23 protein-coding genes and 1 riboswitch are annotated in these 20,883 nt (G+C 58.3%); of the genes, 12 read left to right on the top strand and 11 right to left on the bottom strand.

Annotated features, from left to right (window positions below):
• The first annotated feature begins 65 nt into the window (after positions 1-65).
• The gene (gene hemJ / locus DT594_RS18550) at positions 66-488 is read left to right on the top strand and encodes a protoporphyrinogen oxidase HemJ (protein ID WP_218574559.1); all 423 of its coding nucleotides are present in this window, start codon (positions 66-68) and stop codon (positions 486-488) included.
• Between the two features lie 2 nt (positions 489-490).
• On the opposite strand, the gene DT594_RS18545 is transcribed toward hemJ, so the two are convergent.
• A complete protein-coding gene (locus DT594_RS18545; RefSeq protein WP_149334619.1) occupies positions 491-1,969 on the bottom strand; it encodes an AAA family ATPase in 1,479 nt (492 codons plus the stop codon).
• Positions 1,970-2,092: 123 nt separating this feature from the next.
• On the opposite strand from DT594_RS18545, the gene DT594_RS18540 reads away from it, so the two are divergent.
• Together DT594_RS18540 and coq7 are read left to right on the top strand one after the other, a co-directional pair.
• On the top strand, positions 2,093-2,431 hold the full coding sequence (locus tag DT594_RS18540) for a histidine triad nucleotide-binding protein (protein WP_149334617.1): 339 nt from the start codon (positions 2,093-2,095) through the stop codon (positions 2,429-2,431).
• 70 nt (positions 2,432-2,501) lie between these two features.
• Positions 2,502-3,149, top strand: coding sequence for a 2-polyprenyl-3-methyl-6-methoxy-1,4-benzoquinone monooxygenase (coq7, locus tag DT594_RS18535; RefSeq protein WP_149334615.1), 648 nt, complete (start codon positions 2,502-2,504; stop codon positions 3,147-3,149).
• A 45-nt stretch (positions 3,150-3,194) separates the two neighbouring features.
• Here the strand turns inward: coq7 and DT594_RS18530 are convergent, their stop codons facing one another.
• On the bottom strand, positions 3,195-3,617 hold the full coding sequence (locus tag DT594_RS18530; protein WP_149334613.1) for an OsmC family protein: 423 nt from the start codon (positions 3,615-3,617) through the stop codon (positions 3,195-3,197).
• A 166-nt stretch (positions 3,618-3,783) separates the two neighbouring features.
• Between DT594_RS18530 and crp the strand changes: the two genes are divergently transcribed.
• The 4 genes from crp to DT594_RS18510 all read left to right on the top strand — a co-directional run bounded on the left by crp (position 3,784) and on the right by DT594_RS18510 (position 7,978).
• A complete protein-coding gene (crp, locus tag DT594_RS18525) occupies positions 3,784-4,428 on the top strand; it encodes a cAMP-activated global transcriptional regulator CRP (protein ID WP_149334611.1) in 645 nt (214 codons plus the stop codon).
• 79 nt (positions 4,429-4,507) lie between these two features.
• Complete coding sequence (locus tag DT594_RS18520) at positions 4,508-5,860, top strand: adenosylmethionine--8-amino-7-oxononanoate transaminase (RefSeq protein WP_149334609.1); 1,353 nt, start codon at positions 4,508-4,510, stop codon at positions 5,858-5,860.
• Positions 5,861-5,864: 4 nt separating this feature from the next.
• Positions 5,865-6,590, top strand: coding sequence for a 16S rRNA (uracil(1498)-N(3))-methyltransferase (locus DT594_RS18515; RefSeq protein ID WP_149334607.1), 726 nt, complete (start codon positions 5,865-5,867; stop codon positions 6,588-6,590).
• Between the two features lie 113 nt (positions 6,591-6,703).
• Positions 6,704-7,978, top strand: a complete 1,275-nt coding sequence (locus DT594_RS18510) for a hypothetical protein (RefSeq protein ID WP_149334605.1) — start codon at positions 6,704-6,706, stop codon at positions 7,976-7,978.
• A 42-nt stretch (positions 7,979-8,020) separates the two neighbouring features.
• On the opposite strand, the gene DT594_RS18505 is transcribed toward DT594_RS18510, so the two are convergent.
• From DT594_RS18505 to DT594_RS18480, 6 genes are all read right to left on the bottom strand, one after another.
• Positions 8,021-8,317 carry a copper-binding protein gene (locus tag DT594_RS18505; RefSeq protein ID WP_149334603.1) on the bottom strand — a complete coding sequence of 99 codons (297 nt, stop codon included), beginning with the start codon at positions 8,315-8,317 and terminating at the stop codon, positions 8,021-8,023.
• 23 nt (positions 8,318-8,340) lie between these two features.
• Complete coding sequence (locus tag DT594_RS18500; protein WP_149334601.1) at positions 8,341-8,832, bottom strand: cupredoxin domain-containing protein; 492 nt, start codon at positions 8,830-8,832, stop codon at positions 8,341-8,343.
• A 22-nt stretch (positions 8,833-8,854) separates the two neighbouring features.
• Positions 8,855-10,246, bottom strand: a complete 1,392-nt coding sequence (locus tag DT594_RS18495; protein ID WP_149334599.1) for a multicopper oxidase family protein — start codon at positions 10,244-10,246, stop codon at positions 8,855-8,857.
• A 1-nt stretch (position 10,247) separates the two neighbouring features.
• On the bottom strand, positions 10,248-11,666 hold the full coding sequence (locus tag DT594_RS18490) for a TolC family protein (RefSeq protein WP_149334597.1): 1,419 nt from the start codon (positions 11,664-11,666) through the stop codon (positions 10,248-10,250).
• Positions 11,667-11,676: 10 nt separating this feature from the next.
• A complete protein-coding gene (locus DT594_RS18485; protein ID WP_149334595.1) occupies positions 11,677-12,003 on the bottom strand; it encodes a hypothetical protein in 327 nt (108 codons plus the stop codon).
• Positions 12,004-12,071: 68 nt separating this feature from the next.
• The gene (locus tag DT594_RS18480; protein WP_149334593.1) at positions 12,072-12,440 is read right to left on the bottom strand and encodes a hypothetical protein; all 369 of its coding nucleotides are present in this window, start codon (positions 12,438-12,440) and stop codon (positions 12,072-12,074) included.
• A 202-nt stretch (positions 12,441-12,642) separates the two neighbouring features.
• On the opposite strand from DT594_RS18480, the gene DT594_RS18475 reads away from it, so the two are divergent.
• The 5 genes from DT594_RS18475 (at position 12,643) to DT594_RS18455 (ending at position 18,966) form a co-directional block, all read left to right on the top strand.
• The gene (locus DT594_RS18475; protein ID WP_218574558.1) at positions 12,643-13,419 is read left to right on the top strand and encodes a sulfite exporter TauE/SafE family protein; all 777 of its coding nucleotides are present in this window, start codon (positions 12,643-12,645) and stop codon (positions 13,417-13,419) included.
• 69 nt (positions 13,420-13,488) lie between these two features.
• Positions 13,489-13,728 (top strand): exodeoxyribonuclease VII small subunit, encoded by a 240-nt coding sequence (locus tag DT594_RS18470; RefSeq protein ID WP_149334589.1) that lies wholly within the window; start codon positions 13,489-13,491, stop codon positions 13,726-13,728.
• Positions 13,725-14,612: a polyprenyl synthetase family protein gene (locus DT594_RS18465; RefSeq protein WP_149334587.1), complete on the top strand. Its 888-nt coding sequence runs from the start codon at positions 13,725-13,727 to the stop codon at positions 14,610-14,612. Before DT594_RS18470 ends, DT594_RS18465 begins: the two co-directional genes overlap by 4 nt.
• Before the next feature lie 87 nt (positions 14,613-14,699).
• Positions 14,700-16,583, top strand: coding sequence for a 1-deoxy-D-xylulose-5-phosphate synthase (gene dxs, locus DT594_RS18460; RefSeq protein ID WP_149334585.1), 1,884 nt, complete (start codon positions 14,700-14,702; stop codon positions 16,581-16,583).
• A 94-nt stretch (positions 16,584-16,677) separates the two neighbouring features.
• Positions 16,678-16,896: riboswitch (cobalamin riboswitch) on the top strand.
• 156 nt (positions 16,897-17,052) lie between these two features.
• Entirely contained in the window at positions 17,053-18,966 is a 1,914-nt protein-coding gene (locus DT594_RS18455; RefSeq protein ID WP_246164685.1) for a TonB-dependent receptor domain-containing protein, read from the top strand.
• Between the two features lie 44 nt (positions 18,967-19,010).
• On the opposite strand, the gene DT594_RS18450 is transcribed toward DT594_RS18455, so the two are convergent.
• Genes DT594_RS18450 through ribA form a run of 3 tightly spaced genes read right to left on the bottom strand, consistent with a single transcriptional unit; the run spans position 19,011 to position 20,865 of the window.
• Positions 19,011-19,829: a cobalamin-binding protein gene (locus DT594_RS18450; RefSeq protein WP_149334581.1), complete on the bottom strand. Its 819-nt coding sequence runs from the start codon at positions 19,827-19,829 to the stop codon at positions 19,011-19,013.
• Positions 19,829-20,254, bottom strand: a complete 426-nt coding sequence (locus DT594_RS18445) for an MFS transporter (protein ID WP_096347349.1) — start codon at positions 20,252-20,254, stop codon at positions 19,829-19,831. The genes DT594_RS18450 and DT594_RS18445 overlap by 1 nt, the downstream gene beginning before the upstream one ends.
• Positions 20,254-20,865, bottom strand: a complete 612-nt coding sequence (gene ribA, locus DT594_RS18440) for a GTP cyclohydrolase II (protein WP_149334579.1) — start codon at positions 20,863-20,865, stop codon at positions 20,254-20,256. Before ribA ends, DT594_RS18445 begins: the two co-directional genes overlap by 1 nt.
• Between the last annotated feature and the right edge of the window lie 18 nt (positions 20,866-20,883).

Below are 20,883 nucleotides of genomic sequence, written 5' to 3'. Positions count from 1 at the left end.
GACGTAAAATACCAGCACTCACTGCCCCGGTGTGGGTGCAGACACCCGTCGTAGAGGAGCTTGCCGTGTACCTGTGGATCAAAGCCTTCCATATCATTGCCATGGTGACCTGGTTTGCCGCCCTGTTCTACCTACCGCGACTGTTCGTCTATCACGCCCAGAGTGACGACAGTATCAGCCGTGAACGTTTCAAGATCATGGAGCGCAAGCTATACCGCGGCATTATGACGCCATCAATGGTGATCACCCTGGCGTTGGGCTTCGGGATGCTCTGGCTGCAACCTGCGTGGCTATCGCAAGGCTGGATGCATGCCAAGCTGATGTTGGTGGCCGCACTGGTGGCCTATCATTTTGTCTGCGGCGCTCTGCTAAAACGCTTTGCCAATGACGCCAACACGCGCTCGCACGTGTTCTACCGCTGGTTTAATGAAGCGCCGGTATTCGTGCTGCTGGGAGCGGTCATCCTGGTGGTAGTCAAACCTTTCTAAGGTTAATCCGCCATCACCGCGCGGGTTTTCGCCCAATCCCGTAGCGCCTGTAAACGCTCGGCCATGATCACTGACAGCGGCGATGTCTGCGCCAGCGCCTCCAGCACATGGGCATCGCCGACCTCCTGCTGACGCGCCGCAGCCGCATACACGGCCGAGACAACGGCTTGTTCGATTTCCGCGCCGGAGAAACCGTCGCTGGCCTGCGCCAGTTGTGTCAGATTGAACAGCGGCACCTGTAATTCGCGACGGACCAGATGGATACGGAAGATGTCTTCGCGCACGGCCGGGCTCGGCAGATCGACAAAGAACATCTCATCGAGCCGGCCCTTGCGGATCAGCTCTGGGGGCAACTGGCTGACGTCGTTCGAGGTGGCAACCAGAAACACCCGACTTTTGCGCTCTGCCATCCAGGTCAGTAACGAGCCGAGCAGACGTCGCGAAACACCTTGATCAGACCCGTCCGGCGCCAGCCCTTTTTCAATTTCATCTATCCAGAGCACACAGGGCTCCATGCAATCAGCCATGTGCAGCGCTTCGCGCAGATTCTTTTCTGTCTCACCAATGTACTTGTTGTATAGCGCCGCGAAGTCCAGCCGCAGCAGCGGCAGCCCCCATACCCCTGCAACCGCTTTGGCAGCGAGGCTCTTACCCGCCCCTTGCACGCCCACCAACAGGACGCCCTTTGGCGCGTCCTTGACATCGCCGGCCTGGAGAAAGGCCGCCTGCCGATTCGCCAGCCAGCCTTTAAAGTGTTGCAGGCCGCCAACGTCAGCAAAATGCGCGGTGTCCTGCTCAAAACTCAGCACGCCCTGCATATCCAGCAAACCGAACTTGGCTTTATTCAACGCAGGCAGATCTTCCTGCGTAATAGCGCCGTCATCGGCAATCAGATTGCGCGCCAGACGACGTGCTTCAGCATGCGTGGTCCCGCGCAGATTACGCACCACCTGCTCCAGGGTGCGGTTATCGGTGCGCACCCTCTGCCCTTGGTTCTCTTGCGTCCAGTTGGCGGCCTCCTCACGCACGATGGCCGCCAGTTGCTCGTCGGACGGCATGCTCAGATTGAGCCGCGCCGCCAGCCGGCTCAATTCGGGAGGCAATGCTATCGCGTGGCTGACCAGCACTACGGTGGGGGACGCCCCGGGCTCCATGGCCAAGGTCTTCAGCAGACGGATCAGCCGGGGCGATTCAAGATAAGGGTGCAAGTCACAGAACACATACAGGGCCTGCTCATTGGCGCGGCGAATCTGCTTTAGCGCCGTCTCCGGGTCGGTGGTGTCCTCGCTCGCTTCTACATCGGCGCCAAACCCGAGTCGGCGCAAGCCGTCGAGTAGATTCCAGGTATACCAGGTCTGCGCTCGCTTGATGGCCAGCGCGGCCATGGTTTCCAGCACCCGCCGCTCCTCCCAGGATTCGATCACAATCAGTTTGATCTTGCTGTCGAGCAGCAGATTCAGATCGTGGATATCATTTTTCACAGGCCCTTCCTTTTGCAATCCCAGTTTATGCATTCCCAGGTGATGCACTCTAAGGTGATGGTGCCATTCTAGCGGTAGATGGTTACACTGGAAGCACTTTGAGCACCTGTTGAGGAGTAGCCTGTGGACTGTCTGTTCTGCAAGATCGTTGAGGGTAAGATCCCGGCAAAGAAAATCTATGAAGACGAGCAGGTTATCGCCTTCCACGACATCAATCCCCATGCTCCGGTGCACTTTCTGGTTATCCCGAAAACGCATATCGCCACCCTGGCGGACATGGCTGAAGACGATCGCGCTCTGGTCGGCCATATGATCTACACCGGGCAACGACTCGCCAAGGAGCTAGGCTGCGAAGAAGGATTCCGCACCGTATTCAATTGCAACGCTCAGGGCGGGCAAACGGTTTACCATATTCATCTGCATGTGCTCGGGCAGCGCCAGATGAGCTGGCCACCGGGTTGATCCAACGCAATAGTCGGCCAGCCACAGCCTTTATACTGCCGCTTTTGCCAAGCAGCACAGGAGTGATGCCATGAACTCACCGCGTCAATACAGCTTTCTCGACCGCCTGCTGACCCAGGCTGATCAGTCTCTGCGCACGCTGGTGCCTGGCGCGGCGCAGGCCAGCCGCCCCTCCCCCGCGCAGCATTTGGCCAACGTGCCAATGGATGCGGTGGAGCGCCAGCATATCGCTGGACTCATGCGCATCAACCATACCGGCGAAGTTTGCGCGCAGGCGCTTTACCAGGGCCAGGCACTGACCGCCAAGTTGCCGGATGTGCGCGCCAAAATGGAACATGCTGCAGCTGAGGAAATTGACCACTTGGCCTGGTGCGAGCAGCGCCTGGAAGAACTCAACAGCCAGCCCAGCGTACTCAACCCACTGTTTTACGGCTTGTCATTCGGGATGGGCGCTGTGGCGGGCATGATCAGTGACCGCGTGAGTCTGGGCTTTGTTGCGGCGACTGAGCAACTGGTTGAGCGACACCTGGATGACCACCTTGCTCAACTGCCGGAAGAAGACATCAAATCCCGCGCGATTCTGGAGCAGATGCGCCTGGATGAAATAGAACATGGCAGCCAGGCACTGGAAGCCGGCGGGATGATTTTCCCCGAGCCAGTAAAAGCAGCCATGACGTTACTGTCGGGCTTTATGACCAAGGCTACTTACAAGATCTGATGCCTTGGAGGGGCTGCCATAGGCGGCCCCGGCATAGATCAGCGATTATTCGACTTCAACGATCTCGTAATCATGGGTCATTTCCACGCCGGCACGCGCCAGCATGATGGATGCCGAGCAGTACTTTTCGGCTGACAATTCCACCGCCCGTTTAACCTGCGTTTCCTTCAGGTTCTTACCACTGACAACAAAGCGCAGGTGGATCCGGGTAAACACCTTGGGTTCTGTTTCCGCGCGCTCGGCTTCCAGTTGGACGTGCACGTCGCGAATATCCTGGCGGGCCTTTTTCAGGATGCTGACTACGTCATAGCTGGCACAACCGCCCAGGCCGATGAGCACCGTTTCCATTGGCCGCACGCCCATATTGCGCCCGCCCGCTTCCGGCGGACCATCCATGACCAGCGTATGACCACTCCCCGATTCGCCAACAAACATGGCGCCGTCTACCCACTTGATCTGTGCTTTCATCTGGCTCTCCGGCTGACATTCTGAATGCGCGCAGAATATCACAAGCTTTGTAGCACGGCGCCACACTGGTCAGCGGCAGAAAAACTGGACATAATCGCCTTTGGTCTCAGTGACGAGGCTCACAGGGGTGCTCCGGCATCTATGGTTTGCTCGACAGGATAACTACATGGTTTCAATTGCCCTGACACCCAAAATAAAAAATCTCGACTCCTATCTAGCCCACTGCCACCTTCGCAGCTTCAACGCTCGCAGTACCATCATCCACGCCGGAGATCATTCCGACAGCCTGTTCTATATCGTCAAAGGCTCGGTCACCATCCTTATTGAGGATGAACAAGGTCGGGAAATGATCATCGCCTATCTGAATCAAGGCGATTTCTTTGGCGAGATGGGCCTGTTCGATGAGGTCAAGCCGCAGCAGGACCGCAGCGCCTGGGTGCGAGCCAAGACCGAGTGCGAGGTGGCTGAAGTCAGCTATAACAAATTTCGCGAGCTGAGCCAGATCGAGCCTGATCTGCTGTACGCCGTGGGCCGACAAATGGCCGAACGGCTGCGCAACACCACGCGCAAGGTGGGTGACCTGGCGTTTCTGGATGTCACCGGGCGCGTCGCCCGCACGCTACTGGATCTGTGCAAGCAGCCGGACGCCATGACCCATCCCGACGGCATGCAGATCAAGGTCACCCGTCAGGAAATCGGCCGGATTGTCGGCTGCTCGCGGGAAATGGTCGGCCGCGTACTCAAGAGTCTCGAAGAGCAAGGCCTGATCAACGTCAAGGGCAAGACCATGGTGGTCTTCGGCACCCGCTAAGCGCTCTGCGGTCAACCCCTGCAGAGCATCAAGCGCTGAGGTACAATCGCCGGATCATTTCAATCACGGCGAGGCGATTATGGGCTTGAACAATCAATGGATGCAGCGTGACCTGTCAGTGCTCTGGCACCCCTGCACTCAGATGAAAGATCACGAGCATATGCCAGTCATCCCGATCCAGCGCGGCGAAGGTGTCTGGCTGCATGACTTTGAAGGCAATCGCTACCTGGACGCCGTCAGCTCCTGGTGGGTCAATATCTTTGGCCATGCCAATCCGTACATCAATCAGCGCGTCAAGGATCAGCTCGACAATCTCGAGCATGTGATTCTGGCCGGGTTCAGTCATCAACCGGTGATTGAGCTATCCGAGCGGCTGGTCAACATCACCCCCGCGCCGCTGACCCGCTGCTTCTACGCCGACAACGGCTCGTCGTGTATCGAAGTGGCACTGAAAATGAGCTTTCATTACTGGCTCAATACCGGAAAGCCGGAGAAGAAGCGTTTTATCACCTTGTCCAACAGCTACCACGGCGAAACTCTGGCCACGCTCTCCGTCGGGGATGTAGCGCTGTACAAGGAAACCTACGAGCCGCTGCTGATGAGCGTGATTACAGTGCCGTCGCCGGACTGTTATGAGCGTGAAGCGGGCGCCACCTGGGAAGAGCACAGCCGCATGATGTTCGAGCATATGGAGCGCGCGCTCGAGCAGAACCATGAGGAAGTGGCCGCAGTTATTGTCGAGCCGCTGATCCAGTGCGCGGGCGGCATGCGCATGTACCACCCGGTTTATCTCAAGCTGCTGCGCGAAGCTTGTGATCGCTACGACGTGCATTTGATCCATGACGAGATTGCCGTCGGTTTTGGCCGCACCGGTAGCCTGTTCGCCTGCGAGCAGGCCGACATCAGCCCTGACTTCCTGTGCCTGTCCAAGGCTCTCACCGGTGGGTATTTGCCCATGGCGGTGTGCATGACCACGGACAAGATGTACGAGGCTTTTTACGACGATTACGTAACCATGCGCGCCTTCCTGCACTCGCACAGCTACACCGGCAATCCACTGGCATGCGCTGCCGCACTGGCCACCCTGGACCTGTTCGAGCAGACCGACGTGATCGCTGCAAACCGCGTTCTGGCTGAGCATATGAAAAAGGCTACAGCGCATTTTGTTGATCACCCGCACGTGGCAGAAGTGCGCCAGACCGGGATGGTACTGGCCATCGAAATGATTCAGGACAAAGCCAATCGCACACCCTACCCCTGGCAAGAGCGCCGCGGCATCCGGGTTTACGAACACGCACTGAAAAATGAAGCGCTGCTGCGCCCGTTAGGCAGCGTGGTGTATTTCATGCCGCCTTATGTAATCACCCCGGATCAGATCGACCACCTGGCCAGTGTCGCCTGGGAAGGTATTCAACTGGCAACGCGGGACTGAGCGCATGCGCGTATCACGTTTCTATCTGGACGCCGCCCTCGCCGAGGGCGACCGCTTGCTCGAAGACAACCTGGCCCACTATGTCGGCCGCGTGCTACGGCTGACACCGGGCGCGCCGGTACAGATCTTCAACGGCAGCGGCCAGGAATGGCCAGGGGAAGTGCTCGCGGTCAGTAAACGCGAGGTTAAGGTGCGCTTGAGCGCGGCGATTGACGGCATGCCCGAGTCTGCGCTGCGCGTGCACCTCGGCCAGGCCATGTCCCGTGGCGAGCGCATGGACTGGGCAATTCAGAAAGCAGTAGAACTGGGAGTAAGTGAAATTACCCCTCTGTTCACTGAGCGCTGCGAGGTCAAGCTGCAAGGCGAGCGGGCGGATAAACGCCAAGCCCATTGGCAGCAGATTGCTGTCAGTGCCTGTGAACAATGTGGCCGCAGCGTCGTGCCACTGATCCACCCGCCAGTAGCCTTGAGCTCGTGGTTAGGTGCTCTGACATCCGATCTTAAACTGGTGCTGCATCATCGCACCGAACAGAACCTTCAAAGTCTTGCCCGGCCTGAACAACTGGCCTTGCTGATTGGCCCTGAAGGCGGCTTGAGTGCAGACGAAATTACCCTGGCGGAAAACAGCGGTTTTCAGGCAGCCCGTTTCGGTCCCCGGGTATTACGGACTGAAACCGCGCCGGTAGTGGCGTTGAGCATGGCTCAATACCTTTGGGGCGATTTACAGTAGAGCTACACGCATTGCGGCAATTTACCTGCTGATGACAACCACACTTTGGCCGATACTGACCCTCCTGTTATAAACCGTGTTTGGCTGTTGGATACCGAGGCAACCTGATCATCATGGGCACAGAACAGTCTAATCTGATCCAGCGACTTAACAGCGAGTGCTTCTGCGTTAGTCTTGACCAACAAGCGTTGCGTCAGGCGCTGGCAGCGGAGACTGGTCGCGCTGACGTTTTTCAGTTGCTGCAAGAGCGCTGTCCGACTGTGTTTGCTGCTCGACCAGTCTTTGTTTCGCCAGTGCATATGAAGCGCATGCGGGATCTCATCTACGCGGTTGAGTCAGTGGTCGCCTTACCCACTTACCGGGAAGAAGTGCTTGCTTACGCCCCAGCAATTGCCAGACATTCATCAGGCCCACGCGGCGTATTCATGGGCTATGATTTTCACGTCGCACAGGAAGGCTTCGGGTTAATCGAGATCAATACCAACGCCGGCGGGGCAATGCTTAACGCGCTGATGGCCCGCGCACAACGCGCCTGCTGCCCGGAAGTGGCTGGAGTAGTTCCGCCTCCAGCGCTCGCGGAGCGTTTCGTAGCCAATATTATTGCGATGTTTCAACATGAGTGGGCTTTAGCTGGGCGCAAGCAGCCACTGCGCAGTATCGCAATCGTCGATACTGAGCCAACCAGCCAATATCTCTACCCCGAGTTCATCCTGTTCCAAACGCTTTTTGAAAGTCAGGGTATGCGCGCGGTAATCGTCGATCCGGCGGAGCTGGAGCTGCGCTCCGGCCGGCTCTGGCATGGTGATCTGACAATCGACCTGGTGTATAACCGCCTGACTGATTTCCTGCTGGAGGCGCCAGCGAATGAACACCTCAGAGAAGCGCACCTGACCGACGCTACGGTGCTGACACCGCACCCTCAAGCCCACGCGCTTTATGCCGACAAACGTAATCTGATCCTTTTGAGCAGCGATGAACATCTGCAACGGCTAGGCGTAGCAGCAGAGACCCGTGCGACTCTGCTGGCAAGTATTCCGCGTACGCAGCAGGTGCAGCGCGAAAAAGCAGAAGAGTTATGGGCGCAACGCAAGCGGCTGTTCTTCAAGCCTGCAGCGGGTTACGGCAGCCGAGCGGCTTACCGCGGCGACAAGCTCACCCGTCGAGTTTGGGAGGATATCCTTGCGGGTAACTATGTAGCTCAGGCTTTAATCGCTCCTGGCGAGCGGGTCCTGGATAACAACGCATCGCCGCAAGTGCTCAAGTTCGATCTGCGCAACTACGTATACGACACGCAGATACAGTGGGTGGCGGCCCGGCTTTACCAAGGGCAAACCACCAATTTTCGTACAGTCGGGGGTGGCTTTGCGCCGGTTTATCCCGGCCCATGAAATGATCTTTCATGGGCGCGGTACAAACCAAAAGGTACAGGCTCACTCGCTTTTTTCAAGCTCGGTCACAACATAGCTATCGCCTTGCTTGTCCGCCCGAAATCGGACCTTGTCCCCGGCGGTCAACCCTTCCAGATCCGCCGCATTCTCGACCCTGAACACCATGGTCATTGGCGGCATTTTCAGGTTATTGATCGGTCCGTGGCGTAACGTCACCCGTTGCCCGGCCTGATCGACTTTTCTCAGTTCGCCTTCAGACATTGCCTGGTGATTGTTGGCCACGACAGGCACAGCAGTCAGCCCGAACAACATCAACAATAACATTGTCACTTTTTTCATCGCATTCTCCTTCCACCCATGGACTATCTTGTGTTTACGTTAAGGCCGCCAACCATGCCAGCTTGAAAGTGCCCTGGCAGCAGGCAGGCAAAATCGAAGCGCCCTGCCCGGTTGAAGGTCCAGATCAGCGTTTGCGTTTGCCCGGCGCCTACGTGCGCCATATAGGGCTCGTCATGCTCCATCCCAGGAAACTTTTCCATGAGTGCAGCATGCTCTTTCAGCTCCGCAGCCGTGCCCAGTACCAATTCATGCAGCATCTTCCCTTCATTTTTAATAACCAGTTTCAGCGTCTCCCCCTCGGCCACTTCGAAATGATCCGGGGTAAAGCGCATCTTGTCGTCCATCCGAATGACCAGTTCGCGATCAACCTGCTCTTCACTCGCGCCGATACCCCACGCCTTCTGCTCCGGAGGCATCATGCTGCGCTCGCTATCTTCGGCCTCGCCATGCGCCTGTACACCAAAAGACAGCGTGCTCAGCGCCGCCACGGCCGCGACCAATGTTAATTTGTTCATCTTTTATATCTTCCCTTGCGGATTAATGTCCGGAATGCCCGGTGGGTTTACGAACTTGCACTTCAACTGCGGGCTTGCCGGTGGATACTTCGGATTTGAACCGCGACGGCTCTGTTAGAGGCCCGGTCCACTCGAATGCCTGGGTACCTTCCGGCTGCTGGTACCAGCCAGGATCACTGTAATCACCTGCAGGCTGGTCGCTACGCACCTTGAGCATGGTGAACATGCCGCCCATCTCCACTGAGCCAAAGGGTCCGTCGCCGGTCATCATCGGTATGGTGTTCTCCGGAAGCGGCATCTGCATCTCCGCCATATCTGCCATACCTCGCTCGCCCATTACCATGTAATCCGGGATCAGATTATTGATCTGCGTAACCACCTTACGGTGATCGACACCCACCATCGTCGGCACGTCGTGGCCCATGGCGTTCATGGTGTGGTGGCTCTTGTGGCAGTGAAAAGCCCAGTCACCGAGATCGCTGGCGATGAACTCGATCTGCCGCATCTGACCGACAGCCACATCGGTGGTCACTTCCGGCCAGCGTGCACCGCGCGGCACCGGTCCGCCATCGGTTCCGGTGACCTCGAACTCGTGGCCGTGCAGATGGATGGGGTGATTGGTCATGGTCAGATTGCCTACGCGAATCCTCACCTTGTCATCCTTACGGGCCACAAGAGGGTCAATCCCGGGAAAGACCCTGCTGTTGAACGTCCAAATATTGAAGTCAAGCATCTCCATGATCTTGGGTGTGTAGCTCCCCGGCTCGACGTCATAGGCGTTGAGCAGAAAACAGTAATCGCGGTCTACCTCGTCAATATTGGGATGAGCATCGCGCGGGTGGGTTACCCAGAAGCCCATCATGCCCATGGCCATCTGCACCATCTCATCCGCATGCGGGTGATACATGAAGGTGCCGGGGCGCTTGGCCTCGAACTCATACACATAGGTCTTGCCAGCTGGAATAGCACGCTGATTCAGGCCAGCTACCCCATCCATACCATTAGGTAGCCGCTGCCCATGCCAGTGAATACTGGTATGTTCCGGCAGCTTGTTGGTAACAAAGATACGGACGCGATCACCCTCCACCACCTCAATAGTGGGGCCGGGCGATTGGCCGTTATAGCCCCAGAGATGGGCATTGAAGCCTGGGGCCATCTCCCTCACTACCGGTTCAGCAACCAGATGAAACTCCTTTACACCGTTATTCATGCGCCAGGGCAGCGTCCAGCCATTGAGCGTCACCACCGGCTTGTAAGGCCTGCCAGTATTCGGCTCCAGCGGAGCCATGGTCTCCGGGCTGCTCTGAATTACCGGCTCGGGCAACCCCGCCAAAGACACCCGGCTGACCGAAGAAGCAGCAACGGCTGCCGTTATGGCACCCGCGCCCATAAAAAAATCACGTCGTGAAACCATGTTAGTGCCCTCCGGCGGGGGAAGCGGGTGTGGTGGAAGCGCTATTCGCCTCGCTCGGCGTTACTGGCCCAAAACGGACCAGATCCAGTTCAGACTGAGCCACCCAGAAATCACTCTGAGCCTGCAGATAACGATTGACTGTGGAGATCTGCTCCCGCGCATCAGCAAGTAGCTCGAATACACCGATAAACATGCCGTTGTAGAGCAACATGTTTTCCTCACTGATACGTTTGCGCAGGGGGACGATTTCATCACGATAATGTGCTGCCACATCCCAGGCTGTGCGATAAGCCTGATAGCTCTCCCGTACCTGCGAGCGCGCATTGATTGCGACTTCGGCGGTTCGCTGCAGCTGCTGCATGTATCGCGCCTCGTCGCCGGCCATGCGAGCACCGCTCCAATCGAACAACGGCAGCTCAACGGTAATCTCATAGCCGCGTTGCACGGGCTCTTCGTTGGAGCTGTTGTTGCTGATGCCCAGTTCCAGCACATTGATAAAGCGCGTGGCCTTACCCAGCTTCAAGTTGGTCGCCAGGCGTTTGGCACCCTGTTGTGCGGCCTTCACATCCAGACGGCTGGCCATGGCCTGCTGCTCGATATCTGGCTGATCCAATGGCTGGCTAGGCACATCGGGCAGCCGCTCTGGCAGGGTAAAATCCGTCTCCTCACCCCATAAGCCAAGCAAGCGGACCAGCCGCTCATGGCTGGCGACCTGCTCTTGTCTGGCCTGCAGGTGGGCCAGTGCTGCTTCCGCGTAAAAGCTCTGCTCACGGGCTTGCTGCAAGGCGCTGTAATTACCCACGGCGGCCATACGATGAGCCATCTCCGCGCCAGCATCGGCCGCCTGCAGAACCTGCTCGCTATAAGACAGACTCTGCTGCGCTGCGACCGCGCGATACCAGGCTATACGCGTGTCCGTTGCCAACCGCATCACCGACAAGCTGACCTCCCGTTGTACCTGCGCGTTCTGGCCCTCAGCTATGCGACGGGTTAAGGGCAAGGCGATCAAGCTGCCCAGATTAAGGTGCAGCCCACGCTCCCACTCCACTTCGCTGCCCCGTGTCATGCGCCCGATGGAAAATCCTGGGTTCGGCAAACGGCTCGCCTGCACCCGCTGCGCATCAGCGATACCCAGATCAAACAGGCGAGCTTGCAGCCCGGGATTGTTCATCAGCGCAATTTCCACTGCACTTTCCAGGGCTAACGGCTCAGCCAGAAGCTCAGCGATACGCTCGCGGACCACCGGCGGCTGATCCTGCTCGGTGGCCCAATGCAACGCACCCTGCCCGATCAGCTCAGCACTCTGTTGCTGTACCTGTTCAAGGCTACTCTGCGGCGCCAGCCCCGCGCAGCCCGCCAGGGTCAACAGCAGCACGCCGATGAAACCCAAACGCGCGGGAGCCGTATTGGTCTTGTTCATAACCAGCTCCTTAATGATGTTGATGCGGATTGGCGTCGCCGCCGGCATCGGCAGCGTTATCAATGTCGGAATCAGCGCCATCATCTTGCGACTGGCTGGCCTCCCATACCTCTGCCGCATAGGCTTGCCAACCGCCTATACGGCCGACGGTAGCGTTGGCCTCACGCCAGTCGCCGGGAGTCTGGTGCTCAAAGCCTCGATAGCTGTGCAATGGAGATTGGTAAGTCACTGGCGGGACGACGTCGGCGCCAGATGGATCAGGCTGGGTTGCCTGGGCATAACTGTGCCACGCCAAAACGGCTAATAAGCCGCCCATACAATACGTTGGGGAAAACATGACCACCTCTGCGATCAGATCGGTGTTACCGATCAGAAATGTTCAGCTCAACAGGAGCCGTTATCGTTTCAGAGGAGGACGGTGCGGGGAGGTCGTTTGAGTGGCTCGGGGGATTGCCCGACAAACAATAGATAGGCCGGTACGCCAGAGAGTACCGGAGCAAACACAGCCAAAGGCTCGCTGTTGCAACTGGTCAGAGCACTGATGCCATGACAACTGACCGCGCAAAGCACACACCCGCTATGCACCACCTGGCCGGTGTCATCATGGGTCTGCTCGGCCATCGCGTGATGGGCGTGCTCAGCTGGCATCTCGTTCTGCTGCGTGGCAGGAGGTGTAGCTGCACAGGACGTAGAAAACGCACCCGCAACTGCCTGGGCCGGGATGATCAAGATCATCAGCCAAAGCAGACAGGTACGTAGTACGCCAGTTTTCATTGAACATCCTGATTAGGTCGTACTCGGGAGGTTAACTCTGCCGGCCACGATAATCCAGCTTCATAAGTCACTGGTTGCCTTTTCCTGCAGCATTGTACTTAGCGGTTGCTACGCCAAACGTCAGTGCGATCCGGTTGACTATGGGCTCGTCTCTTCTTTAGCAGGTATGATCCGAGCAATTAACAAACCAGCGGATAACACTTTGGAATTCTGGCAAATACTTCTTGTTATAGGCGGCGGCTTTGCGGCCGGCCTGATGAACGCGCTGGCCGGTGGCGGCACGTTTTTCTCGTTCCCGGCATTACTCGCGGCCGGCATAGCGCCGGTCAGTGCCAACGCTACCAACGCCGTTGCACTCTGGCCGGCCAGTGTGTCGGCGGCGTGGGCCCTGCGCCGCGAACTGAAGCGTTTGCCGATGCGCGCCTATCTGTTGCCTCTGGTCATTGCCGCTTCAGTTGGCGGCCTGGCAGGCGGCTTAATACTGTTACTGACCAGTGACCAGGCCTTTTACCAACTGATTCCCTGGTTACTGCTGCTGGCCACCCTGCTGTTTACCTTCAGTAGATCACTGGCCAGACTGGTGGCGAAGGTTGGCCCGACGCAGTCCAGTTCGCCCCGGCTCGGCCCGGTCGGCTTCGTCTGCCAGGCGCTGGTATCTCTGTATGGCGGATTTTTCGGCGCAGGCATGGGGATCATGATGATCGCCAGCCTGGCGATTTCCGGGCGCACGCAGGTGGTGGAGATCAATGCGATCAAAAGCCTGTTGTCATCGGTCATATACAGTGTTGCTGCGCTGACCTTCATGCTCGCCGGGGCTGTTCACTGGATGGCGCTGTTGATCATGCTACCGGGTACCATCGCGGGCGGTTACTGCGGCGGGCTGTTCGCCCGCCGCTTGCCGGACAGCTGGCTACGGGGGTTGGTGATCCTGATTGGCTGGAGTCTGAGCCTGTTTTATTTTTATGACGTCTACAGTTGATTGACCGCTCCATTAGCCTTGGGTAATGTTCAGCCGGTTGCCGATTCGCCAGATAAATGAGGTATGTACATGGCCAAGAAAAAAGTCGCCGTGGATTTTGAACAATCGCTGGGCGACCTGCAAAAACTGGTCGAGCGGCTGGAAAGTGGCGAACTCAGCCTGGAAGATTCTTTAACTGCGTTCGAGCAGGGCGTGGCGCTGACCCGCGATTGCCAACAGGCATTGAGCCAGGCAGAACAGAAAGTGCAATTATTGGTCGAGCAACACGGCACTCTGACGACCGAAACTTTTGACGGTCCCGCTGAATGAGCGATTTCGGTGCCTATCTTAGCGCCTGCCAACACCGCATCGACACCTACCTGACGCAACAGCTACAGACCGGAGAACCGCGACTGGAGCGTTTGTTTTCAGCGATTCGTTACAGTGTGACGCACGGCGGCAAACGTATTCGCCCCATGCTCGCCTATGCCTGCTGCGAAGCGCTCGGCGGCCGGCCAGAGCGGGCCGATACCGCCGCCGCAGCGGTTGAGGCAATTCATGCGTATTCGTTGATCCATGACGATCTGCCGGCGATGGATGACGACGATCTGCGCCGCGGGCATCCCACCTGCCATATCGCCTATGACGAGGCCACGGCCATTCTTGCCGGCGATGCGCTGCAAGCCCTGGCGTTTCAGTGGCTGGCTCAGGCCACTGACCTGCAAGCGAACACCCGGCTGCGCATGATCGAGGTATTGGCTACGGCTGCAGGTCCGATCGGCATGGTCGGTGGTCAGGCGATTGATCTGGGCGCCGTGGGTGAAAAGCTTGACCTGCCGACCCTGGAGAAAATGCACCGGCACAAGACCGGCGCGTTGATTCGCGCCAGCGTACAACTCGGTGCTCTGGCCAGCGAGCAGGTCAGCGAAGAGCAGCTCAAGGCGCTGGGCGTTTATGCCGACTGTATCGGCCTGGCCTTCCAGGTTCAGGACGACATTATCGACATCGAAAGCGACACCAGCATACTCGGCAAACAACAGGGTGCTGACCTGGCTCGCGACAAGCCTACCTACCCAGCGTTATTAGGTCTGGATGGCGCGCGGGCACTGGCTGACACGCTGCGCCTGCAAGCCATTGAGGCGCTGCAGCCCTTTGCTGGCGATGCTCTGCGCCTGCGCCAGCTAGCCGATTTTATTGTACAAAGACAGTTCTAACCCGGCTGCGCTAGTTGGGCTAAGAGGCCGCATCGGTTAAACTGCCGTTTTAATCTTGCCCTGCATGCGGCACCCAGAGCCTGTTTGATGCCAAGCACCTTTCACGAAATACCCCGCGAACGGCCCCACACCCCGTTGCTGGACAGCCTGAACGACACTGCTCGCCTGCGCGAGCTGGACGAAGAGCGTCTGCCGGAACTGGCCGACGAGCTACGTGCCTACCTGCTGTGGACCGTCAGCCAGACTGGTGGCCATTTCGGTGCAGGCCTGGGCGTGATCGAGTTGACTGTTGCGCTGCACTATATCTACCAAACGCCCGAAGATCGGATCGTCTGGGATGTCGGCCATCAAGCCTACCCGCACAAGATTCTCACCGGGCGTCGCGAGCAGATGAGCACCTTGCGTCAGAAAGACGGCCTGGCAGCCTTTCCGCGCCGCCATGAAAGCCCCTACGATACCTTTGGCGTGGGCCACTCCAGCACTTCGATCAGCGCTGGACTGGGCATGGCCGTCGCTTCGCGGCTACAAGGCCTGGACCGTCGGACAGTCGCGGTCATCGGCGATGGCGCACTGACAGCGGGCATGGCCTTCGAGGCGCTCAACCATGCCTCGGACGTCGAAGCCGATATGCTAGTGGTGTTGAATGACAATGATATGTCGATCTCACGCAATGTCGGCGGCATGTCCAACTACCTGGCGAAGATTCTCTCCAGCCGTACCTACTCGCATATGCGTGAAGGCAGCAAAAAAGTGCTGTCGAAGATTCCGTCGGCCTGGGAGCTGGCTCGCCGCACGGAGGAACACGCCAAAGGCATGCTGGTGCCCGGCACGCTGTTTGAAGAGCTGGGCTGGAACTATATTGGGCCCATCGATGGCCACGACCTGCCAACCCTGGTCGCGACCATAGGTAATATGCGCGAACTCAAGGGCCCGCAGTTTTTGCATGTGGTCACACAAAAAGGCAAGGGTTTCTCCCCGGCTGAAGCCGACCCGATCGGCTATCACGCGATTACCAAACTGGAACCCAAACCCGCCAGTAACGGCGTCAGCAAGCCGAAATATTCCAATGTGTTTGGCCAATGGCTGTGTGACATGGCTGCGGAAGATCAGCGCCTCGTGGGTATTACGCCGGCGATGAAGGAAGGCTCTGACCTGATTGCGTTCAGCGAACAGTACCCGAAGCGCTATTTCGATGTAGCGATTGCCGAGCAGCATGCAGTTACCCTGGCCGCCGGCATGGCCTGCGAAGGCGCAAAACCGGTGGTGGCAATTTATTCGACCTTTCTGCAGCGTGCCTATGATCAAGTGATCCATGATGTCGCAGTGCAGAATCTGGACGTGCTATTTGCCATCGACCGCGCCGGCCTGGTTGGCGAAGACGGCCCGACGCACGCTGGCAGCTTTGATCTGTCCTTTCTGCGCTGCCTGCCGAATATGTTGATCATGGCGCCAGCCGACGAAAACGAAACCCGGCAGATGCTCAGCACCGGCTTTCTGCATAACGGCCCTGCGGCCGTGCGCTATCCGCGTGGTACCGGCCCTGGTACGCCGATTGACAGCAGTTTAGAGCCATTGCCGATCGGTAAAGGCCAACTGACCCGCAAGGGTCAGGGGGTCGCCATCCTCTGTTTCGGCACCCTGCACGCCCAGGCACTCAAAGCTGCCGAGGTGCTGGATGCCAGCGTGGCAAACATGCGATTTGTCAAACCGCTGGACACTGCGCTTATCCAGCAACTGGCCGACAGCCATGAGCTGCTGGTCACCCTGGAAGAAAACGCCATCATGGGTGGTGCCGGCAGCGCTGTGAACGAGTGGCTGCTGAGCCAGGGCAAGCCGGTCAGCATTCTGAATCTCGGCCTGCCAGATACCTATGTGGAACACGCCAAACCGGCGGAAATGCTCGCGGAATGTGGCCTGGATGCCGCAGGAATCGAAGCTGCGATCCGTCGGCGCCAGAATCTGAACAGCTGAACCAGTCAGCCGCCCGACCTGCTGGCGCAGGCAATAATCCCGCTCAATGCGCCAGCAGACTTGACCATCAAGCGCTTAGCCCCTAGAGTCCATCCCGCTTCCAGTCGCACTGGGTGCCCTGCCGGCCATCGAACCGCAGGGTGAAACGGGAAGTCGGTGCAACCCCGACGCTGCCCCCGCAACGGTAAAGGATCACAGCCCCCCTGATACGGGTCTGTCGGTAATGTGCAACACGCCACTGTACGCCTGCGTATGGGAAGGCCACATTATTTGCATCCTGAGCCCGGAGACCGGCCCTGTGCGTAAAGAACCCTCTGCGTGCCGGCATCCAAAGATTCCGCCCGCCATGGTTCGTAGCTGAGGTGTCGCGGAGGGCGTCACCCGGCCAGTGCATGGCTGCCCTCCGCTATACCGGCAGATTTCGCTGGCTCCTCGCCCTCCTCAAAAGCGTTTCTTTTGAGGATTCATGATGAACAAATATCTATTGCTGGCTCCCGCCTTACTGGCTGCGAGCATTGCACAAGCCAACAGTTTGGACCTGCCGGATACGGTAGTCACCGCATCGCGCATGGAGCAACCGCGCAGTGAAGCTCACGCTGCCAGCAGCGTTTTTACCCGGGCAGACATAGAGCGTTTGCAGCCCAGCGACGTTCCGGCCCTGCTGCAAAGGGTCCCCGGGCTACACATAGCTCGTAATGGTGGACCAGGCTCATTGACCGGTGTTTTTCTGCGCGGTACTACCAGTGCGCAAACCCTGGTACTGGTTGACGGCCAACGCATTTCCGGTAGTTCAAGCGGCATCACTAGCCTGGAGCTGCTCAACATCGAACATATTGAGCGCATTGAAGTGGTGCGCGGTGGGCGTTCAGCGCTGTATGGATCCGATGCAATAGGCGGCGTGATTCAGATATTCACTCGCCGTGGCGACGCAGACGCTGGCTGGCAACCCCGTCTGTCGGTGGGTGTAGGCAGTCACGGCCGCATTGAGCGCGGTGTAGGGCTGTCTGGCGGCAACGCCGTTACACGGCTGGATCTGGGCCTGTCGCTTGACGAAACGGACGGCTTTGCACGGACGACACTGGAGGGCAGTAACGATAGCGCTTATCGCAACAAGGCCGCCAACATCAACTTCTCGCACCGCTTCAATCAGCGCCTGCAGGCCGGCATTAGCGCTTTGCGCCAAAGTGGCGATACCGAGTATGACTATTCGCTGTCGCCGGCCGGCTTTGCTCAGGACGATTTTGAGCTGTCCAGCCTGAGCACCTTTGTTGAGGGGCAGATCAATCCGCTGTGGAACAGCCGCCTGGAGCTGGGGCACACAGAAGACCGGCGGACCACCGAAGACCCCTTTGGCGGCTCAACCTTCAACACCTACCGCGACCAGGCCAACTGGATCAATACGCTGGAGCTGAACAACGCGCAGACGCTGATCCTGGGTGCAGACTGGTATCAGGATCGCTTGAACAGCTCCAACGAGTTCGATCGCAATAGCCGTATCAACCGGGCCGCTTTTGCGCTTCATCGTTTCAGCGGCGATCAGTTTTCAACCGAAATCGGCATGCGGCATGATCGCAACCAGCAGTTCGGTAGCGAAAATACCTGGAATACCGCCGGCACCTGGCACCTCAACCCACAGAATGACCTGATCCTGTCCTACAGCCAGGCGTTCCGCGCACCAACTTTCAATGATCTTTATTACCCCGACAGCTGTTTTATGGGCGCCTGCACCGTGTATGCAAACCCCGACCTGAAACCAGAAACAGCGCAAAGTTATGAGCTGCAATGGCGCTCACAACTGACTGCCAGCACACGGCTGGAAACGGCGCTTTATAGAACGTTGATTCGCGATGCGATCGTCACCAACAACGCCTTGGACGGCAATCAGGCGGGCAGCAACGACCCGTTCCGCCCCGAAAACATCGACAAGGCGCGAATCAATGGATTTGAAGCGACGCTGCAGCAGGACATGTTCGGATGGTTGGCGAGCGCCAGTTACAGCCTGATTGATGCGCGCAATGCCAGCGGCGGCGGAAATGACGGTAACCGCCTGGCACGTCGGCCGAAGAATAGCCTGACGCTTGATCTGGATCGCAGCTTCAATGCGTTCAGTGTCGGTGCAGGCTGGACGCTCAACAGCCACAGCTACGATGACTTGAACAACGAGAACCGCATTCCCGGCTATGGTGTTCTTGGCGTGCGCGGCAGTTGGCAGGCGAATGACGAACTGCGCTTCAACGTCGCAGTTGATAACCTGCTGGACCGTGACTACTACCAGGCTCGCGGAAGTGCGTTTGATGCTGACACATTCGCACCCGTCAGTTTCCGCTACCGCGAAGGCGGGCGCACGGCGATGCTGTCTGCGGTCTGGACGCCCCGCCTCTAGCCAGACCCGGGCAGGCAGGTACACCACACCTGCTTGCTCGCGGACTAATGCGTTTCCGGCACCCCAACCAATGCACATAATGCCTGGACGCCAGAGACAATTTGCGGCGTTGGTCGAACCAGGCTATCGCCGTTCATTACCTTCAATTGCTCTTCGCGTACCGCGCGCATCTGCGGAAACTGGCGCCAGCGCCGCACCCACGGATGCTCGGCTGCAGGCTGATCATCCAATACCAGAATAAGGTCCGGGTCCGCGGCTAGCACACTCTCGAACCCGACCTGGGGTGCGTAAATCGGCAGATCCGCAAACACGTTGCGCGCGCCGCAGTGGCGCAAGGCATCACCAATCAACTGGTTATCACTGACCGTATACAATGGCTCATCCCAGAGCTGCACGAATACCCGGGGGGCATTGTTCGTCACAGGCCGGTGCAGACCCTGCAGTTTCTGCTCATACCCGTTAAGCAACGTTTCCGCCGCCTCTGAGCGCTCAAGCAGAACGCCCAGTCGACGGGTCATCTGGGTGATATCAGCCAATCGTTGGGGATCAAAACGCTCAACGCGAATACCCCAGGTTTCCAGGGTGTCGAGTAATTCAGGGGGGTTGCCTGAGGTCCAAGCCAGAACCAGATCGGGATTCTGCGCTAGGATTAGCTCGCGGGACAGGCTTTGATGGCTACCGATGCGGGGTACGCTTTCCAGCTCAAGGGGCAGTTGCCCGTCGTCAAGCACACCGACCAGCTGATCTACCGCGTCGAGCTGCACGACCATATCGGTTAGAAACGGCGCTAGGCTGACTACCCGGGGAGCTGCTGCCAGCGGTAGGCAAAACAGCAGCAGCCCGGCCAGCCAGCCGGCGCGCATCACTTCACCCAGGCACTGGGCGGACGGTACAGCAACATTACGCCCATGCTGGCCAGCACCAGCAACACCAGCGGGACGATTTCATTGGTGCAGACAAACTGCAGCATGCCCATCCACGCGGGAAACTTGGCGTTCATCAAACCCAACAGCTGTTGCTTGTGCAGGGTTTCCCAAGCCGATTCCGCCTGTGGCTGGTCGCCCAACGCTTCAGCAGCGATCAATGCGGATTTGTAATGGCGGAAGCGCCAGATGGATAGAAACAGCGTCGCCAGCCCAACCACGAACAGTGGAATAGCCCCCTCAGGCCAGGCGCCCGGCTGCTCGCCAATAAACCATACCAGTGCAATCGGCAATACCAGGGTTACACCCGCCTGCATCCGCCAGTTGCGCTGCAGGGCCTTCCAATGAGGACGCGCATCAAACATTATTCCGCCTCCGCCTGGTGCATCTCGCCGAGCATATGCCCGAGCTTACCGGCCTTGGTCGCCAGATACTTGCTGTTGTGCGGGTTGAGTCCAAACTCCAGCGGCAGCCGTTCTGTCACCTTCAGGCCATAACCTTCCAATGCTTTGACCTTGCGTGGATTATTGGTCAGCAACTTGAGGCTGGTGATGCCCAAATGCTCGAGTATCGGCTGGCAGATGGCGTAGTCACGCTGATCGGCGCCAAAACCCAGCTGCTCATTCGCCTCGACGGTATCCGCACCACCATCCTGCAAATGATAAGCACGAATCTTGTTCATCAGGCCGATGCCCCGGCCTTCCTGGCGCAGATACAGGAGCGCGCCGCGCCCCTCCTCGGCGATGGCCTGCAAAGCCGCTTCCAGCTGGAAGCCGCAATCACAACGCAGACTGAACAGCGCGTCGCCGGTCAGGCACTCGGAATGCAGCCGGCCGAGCACAGGCTTGCCATCGGCTACATCGCCCATGGTCAATACAACATGTTCCTTGCCGGTATCCTGTTCGAGGAAACCGTGCATGGTGAACGTACCCCATCGGGTAGGCAATTTGGATGACGCAACAAAGGTGACTGACACACCGGTCTCCTGTACAGC

Source organism: Halopseudomonas laoshanensis (assembly GCF_008365385.1).
Classification (GTDB): domain Bacteria; phylum Pseudomonadota; class Gammaproteobacteria; order Pseudomonadales; family Pseudomonadaceae; genus Halopseudomonas; species Halopseudomonas laoshanensis.
The sequence above is the reverse complement of the archived record's forward strand: the minus strand, read 5'-3'. Positions and strand labels throughout refer to the sequence as shown.

Coding starts and splice junctions, on each gene's coding strand:
- DT594_RS18530 (WP_149334613.1), bottom strand. CDS start 3,617: ATGAAAGCACAGATCAAGTGGGTAGACGGCGCCATGTTTGTTGGCGAA.
- DT594_RS18515 (WP_149334607.1), top strand. CDS start 5,865: ATGCGCGTATCACGTTTCTATCTGGACGCCGCCCTCGCCGAGGGCGAC.
- DT594_RS18480 (WP_149334593.1), bottom strand. CDS start 12,440: ATGAAAACTGGCGTACTACGTACCTGTCTGCTTTGGCTGATGATCTTG.
- DT594_RS18510 (WP_149334605.1), top strand. CDS start 6,704: ATGGGCACAGAACAGTCTAATCTGATCCAGCGACTTAACAGCGAGTGC.
- DT594_RS18520 (WP_149334609.1), top strand. CDS start 4,508: ATGGGCTTGAACAATCAATGGATGCAGCGTGACCTGTCAGTGCTCTGG.
- DT594_RS18505 (WP_149334603.1), bottom strand. CDS start 8,317: ATGAAAAAAGTGACAATGTTATTGTTGATGTTGTTCGGGCTGACTGCT.
- DT594_RS18450 (WP_149334581.1), bottom strand. CDS start 19,829: ATGCGCGCCGGCTGGCTGGCCGGGCTGCTGCTGTTTTGCCTACCGCTG.
- DT594_RS18470 (WP_149334589.1), top strand. CDS start 13,489: ATGGCCAAGAAAAAAGTCGCCGTGGATTTTGAACAATCGCTGGGCGAC.
- DT594_RS18455 (WP_246164685.1), top strand. CDS start 17,053: ATGAACAAATATCTATTGCTGGCTCCCGCCTTACTGGCTGCGAGCATT.
- DT594_RS18500 (WP_149334601.1), bottom strand. CDS start 8,832: ATGAACAAATTAACATTGGTCGCGGCCGTGGCGGCGCTGAGCACGCTG.
- dxs (WP_149334585.1), top strand. CDS start 14,700: ATGCCAAGCACCTTTCACGAAATACCCCGCGAACGGCCCCACACCCCG.
- crp (WP_149334611.1), top strand. CDS start 3,784: ATGGTTTCAATTGCCCTGACACCCAAAATAAAAAATCTCGACTCCTAT.
- DT594_RS18445 (WP_096347349.1), bottom strand. CDS start 20,254: ATGTTTGATGCGCGTCCTCATTGGAAGGCCCTGCAGCGCAACTGGCGG.
- DT594_RS18465 (WP_149334587.1), top strand. CDS start 13,725: ATGAGCGATTTCGGTGCCTATCTTAGCGCCTGCCAACACCGCATCGAC.
- coq7 (WP_149334615.1), top strand. CDS start 2,502: ATGAACTCACCGCGTCAATACAGCTTTCTCGACCGCCTGCTGACCCAG.
- DT594_RS18495 (WP_149334599.1), bottom strand. CDS start 10,246: ATGGTTTCACGACGTGATTTTTTTATGGGCGCGGGTGCCATAACGGCA.
- DT594_RS18485 (WP_149334595.1), bottom strand. CDS start 12,003: ATGTTTTCCCCAACGTATTGTATGGGCGGCTTATTAGCCGTTTTGGCG.
- DT594_RS18490 (WP_149334597.1), bottom strand. CDS start 11,666: ATGAACAAGACCAATACGGCTCCCGCGCGTTTGGGTTTCATCGGCGTG.